5 protein-coding genes are annotated in these 3,850 nt (G+C 61.8%); 4 read left to right on the forward strand and 1 reads right to left on the reverse strand.

Translation table 11 applies throughout. The features are described 5' to 3' along the window. The 4 genes from AC1DT3_RS14020 to AC1DT3_RS14035 form a co-directional block, all read left to right on the forward strand. Positions 1-685: sensor histidine kinase (locus AC1DT3_RS14020; RefSeq protein ID WP_477465866.1), on the forward strand; the 685-nt coding region annotated here is incomplete at its 5' end. A gap of 212 nt (positions 686-897) precedes the next feature. Then, positions 898-1,428 carry a dihydrofolate reductase family protein gene (locus tag AC1DT3_RS14025; RefSeq protein WP_477465867.1) on the forward strand — a complete coding sequence of 177 codons (531 nt, stop codon included), beginning with the start codon at positions 898-900 and terminating at the stop codon, positions 1,426-1,428. A gap of 497 nt (positions 1,429-1,925) precedes the next feature. Beyond that, positions 1,926-2,159, forward strand: coding sequence for a helix-turn-helix domain-containing protein (locus AC1DT3_RS14030; RefSeq protein ID WP_477465868.1), 234 nt, complete (start codon positions 1,926-1,928; stop codon positions 2,157-2,159). 43 nt (positions 2,160-2,202) lie between these two features. Next, positions 2,203-2,571 (forward strand): helix-turn-helix domain-containing protein, encoded by a 369-nt coding sequence (locus AC1DT3_RS14035; RefSeq protein ID WP_477465869.1) that lies wholly within the window; start codon positions 2,203-2,205, stop codon positions 2,569-2,571. A gap of 58 nt (positions 2,572-2,629) precedes the next feature. Here AC1DT3_RS14035 and AC1DT3_RS14040 read toward each other — a convergent pair. After that, positions 2,630-3,850 (reverse strand): helicase-related protein (locus AC1DT3_RS14040; protein WP_477465870.1); only part of this gene is annotated, 1,221 nt, incomplete at its 5' end.

Raw genomic sequence — 3,850 nt, forward strand, 5'->3', positions numbered from 1 at the left:
GTATGCGCGCAGCCGCATGATCCGCGACGGCAAGGGGCAGCCCTCGCTGATGATCGGTGCGTGCCTCGACGTCACCGAGCGTAAGGAAGCGCAGGAGCGGCAGACGCTGTTGCTTCAGGAGCTCAATCATCGTGTGAAGAACACCCTGTCCGTCGTGCAGTCTCTTGCCGTGCATACGCGCCGCGGCAGCCCGGATCTCGACACCTTTCAGAACGCGTTCGAATCCCGCCTTCTGGCGTTGTCGGCAACGCATAATCTGCTGACACAGGAATTGTGGGAGAGCGTCTCGCTCGGTGAAATCCTCAATGCGGAACTCGATCCGCACGGAGGCATCGACAACGGGCGCGTGCGCGTGTCCGGCAGCGCGATCCGCCTCAAGCCGCATCAGGCCCTGAGCTTCGGCATGGCCCTGCACGAACTGGTGACGAACGCCGTCAAGTACGGCGCCCTCTCGGTGCCGCACGGCCAACTCGACATCTCCTGGCGGGCGGAGGCCGAAAGCGGCGGTGACACGCGCCTCGCCGTCGATTGGGTGGAGCGCAATGGACCCGTCGTGCGCGAACCGACGCGCCTCGGCTTCGGCTCGAAACTGATTGAGCGCAGCATCCGCGACGAACTCGGGGGCCTCATCGAAATGCGCTTCCTGCCCGAGGGCCTGCGCTGCTCGCTGACGATGCCGCTGTGACGAATTCCCCACTTTCCTTGGGTTCGGTGTCGGACGCGTCTGGTAGCAGCGCAGGAATTTCCGAATGTCGCAGGAGGGTGGTTGGCGAGGGTGGTTGGCGGGGTTTTGGTTGTTCATCACCGACAAAGCGGCATAAAGTTTGCGCCCAACCTCGCTTTTGCGTAACGGCGGCCCGAGTTATTCTGAAGACCCTGGGTTAGAGATCTCAGAGCATGGCGAAGCTCATTTTCAGAATGAACCAGTCCCTCGACGGCTACGTCGACCACATGGCAATGCCGCCACGCCCCGCAATTTTTCGTCACTGGACCGAGCAAGTGCGCGCCCTCGCCGGCAGCGTGTACGGTCGCCGCATGTACGAGGTCATGCGTTATTGGGACGAAGACAGTTCTGAATGGAGCGCCGAGCAGCACGAATTCGCGGCGGCGTGGCGGAACCAACCGAAGTGGGTTGTATCGCGTTCGCTGAAGTCGGTCGGCCCCAACGCCACACTTGTCGAGGATGACGTCGAGGAGGTGATACGTGGGCTGAAGGCAAAGCTCGTTGGGGAGATTTCAGTTTCGGGACCAGACCTAGCACGAAGTCTGACCGACCTTTGTCTTATCGATGAGTATCAACTCTACTTCCATCCGGTCGTGCTTGGTCACGGCAAGCCATTCTTCGCCGGCCCCCGGCCGCCGCTTCGCTTTGTGGCCAGTGATCTGATTGGCGACGACGTGATCAGGTTGACCTACGTCCCTGCCTAATCACGCCCGCGACCATCCTCGTCATGGCCGGGCTCGTCCCGGCCGCCCCGATGACTAAACGCGCGGCGATCTCCGCATCGAGGTCCCCGGGACAAGCCCGGGGATGACAAGAGTGTATGGCGTTTACCGAGAGTTTCGCGAAGGCGGGGACGACTAGCAATCATCCCCTGCGAGCCGAAGCAGACGGAAGGGGGCCTTGCCGCCGCCGGCGCGCGTAATTCGCTGTACACCCGAATCCAGAACAGCACCGTCGCCCGGTCGCGGTCCCGCTCGGCGAGAAAGGCGCGTAGCAGGCTTTCCTCACCGGCAGCCGCGCCGTAGCACCCGACCAACACCCGCCCCGCCTTGGCCGGTTCGAGCCGAAGCCAGAGCTTAGCGTCACGGGTATGTTTCCAGGAGGTGGGCATGGCATCATCAACGAGTTACATCGTCATAAAATATCCCAATTCGGGATTAAATCAAACCGGAAATATTGCGGCTGCTCGGTAGGGCGGCTGATGCAGAAAACAATTCATACCCAGCATCATCAACGTTTGCGTGAGCTGTTGATAGAGGCGCGCAAGAAGGCCGATCTCACACAAGCCGAAGTTGCCCGGCGCTTAGCGAAGCCCCAGTCATTCGTCGCCAAATACGAGGGCGGTGAACGACGGCTCGACGTCATTGAGTTTTTTCAAGTGGCGGCGGCCCTCGGGATAGATCCACTCAAATTGCTCGCCGCACTAAAGATCTGACGATGAAATCGTCAGATCCAATTGCTTGCCGCGACCAGATCATGTGCAGGAATTAGCTGAAACAGGAATAGCTATTTTGGCCAATTTCCTAAAACAGCATATTTCGCCAGCCCGCCACTCCGGGGTTGCCTTGCAAAAATCAATTCATACGAAGCGGCAGGAACGTCCGCGGGCGCTCCTGAAGGCCGAGCGCAAAAAGGCAGGCCTCACGCAGGACCAACTTGCCCAGCGGATGGGTGCCTACAAGACCTTCGTGAGCAAATATGAGCGCGGCGAGCGGCAGTTGGATGTCGTCGAGTTCATTGCCGTGGCCGAGGTGTTGGATCTCAATGTGCCTTTCATCATTGGCCGCATTCTCGAGGAGACGCCCTCTGCACCGTCGAAAGGTGGCACGTCGTCAGCGAAGAAGTAGCGAGCGACAAAAGTAAGTTGGCCTTACGGCTGTGGATCACGTCCGTGTGCTCTCCTTCCTACCGCCCCTTCCGATACTTCGGCTTCTGCCCGCCGTGCCCTTGCGTACTCCGCGGCAGGGGGCGTTCCTTGAAGTTCAGGGGGACTTCGCGGTCGGTGCCCGGGCCCATTTCGTCGAGGGTCGGTTTGCGGATGCGGGTGCCCTCGTCGGAGCGGCCCTGGCCACCGGGGCCGCGGGCGTGGGAATCCTCGATGCCGGCGCTTGCGCCTTCGGGTGACGGTGGCAGGCCTTTCGGCGGCAGATTGGCGGCGCGGCCGTATTTGCGGGCGCCTTTGTAGCTGCCCGCCTCGCGCTCCACCTCGGCCTGACGGGCGAGGGGGTCGTCGCCGATGGCGAGTTCGGTCGCTTGCAGGCGCTTGAGTTCGTCGCGCAGGCGCGCGGCTTCCTCGAATTCGAGGTTCGCGGCGGCGGCGCGCATGCGTTTCTCGAAATCGGCGATGACGGCCTTGAGATTGTGACCGACGGTGACGCCGTTCTTGGCAAGGCCCGTATCGACCGAGACGTGATCGCGCTCGTAGACGCTCTCCAGGATGTCGGCGATGTTCTTCTTCACGCTTTGCGGCGTGATGCCGTGCTCGGTGTTGTAGGCGATCTGCTTTTCACGACGACGGCTCGTTTCGCCGATGGCGCGCTCCATYGAGCCGGTCATCTGGTCGGCGTAGAGAATGACGCGGCCGTCGACGTTACGTGCGGCGCGACCGATGGTTTGAACCAGCGACGTTTCCGAGCGCAGAAACCCTTCCTTGTCCGCATCGAGAATAGCCACGAGCGCGCATTCCGGAATGTCGAGACCTTCGCGCAGCAAGTTGATGCCGATGAGCACGTCGAAGGCGCCGAGGCGCAGGTCGCGGATGATCTCGATGCGCTCCAGCGTATCGATGTCGGAGTGCATGTAGCGCACGCGCACGCCGTTCTCGTGCAGGTACTCGGTGAGATCCTCCGCCATGCGCTTGGTCAGCGTGGTGACGAGCGTGCGGTAGCCTGCCGCGGCCACTTCCTTGATCTCGCCCAGAAGATCGTCGACCTGGTTGCGTGCCGGACGAATCTCGACGGGCGGATCGATGAGGCCGGTGGGGCGAATGACCTGTTCGACGAATACGCCRCCGGTCTGCTGCATCTCCCATTTCTGCGGCGTCGCCGACACGTGCACGCTCTGCGGCCGCATGGCGTCCCATTCCTCGAAGCGGAGCGGGCGGTTGTCCATGCAAGAGGGCAGGCG

The organism is Microvirga sp. P4_G7 (genome assembly GCF_056401005.1).

What these genes read in the sequence shown, in the direction of transcription:
- AC1DT3_RS14025 (WP_477465867.1), top strand. Translation starts at nt 898, where the DNA reads ATGGCGAAGCTCATTTTCAGAATGAACCAGTCCCTCGACGGCTACGTC.
- AC1DT3_RS14030 (WP_477465868.1), top strand. Translation starts at nt 1,926, where the DNA reads ATGCAGAAAACAATTCATACCCAGCATCATCAACGTTTGCGTGAGCTG.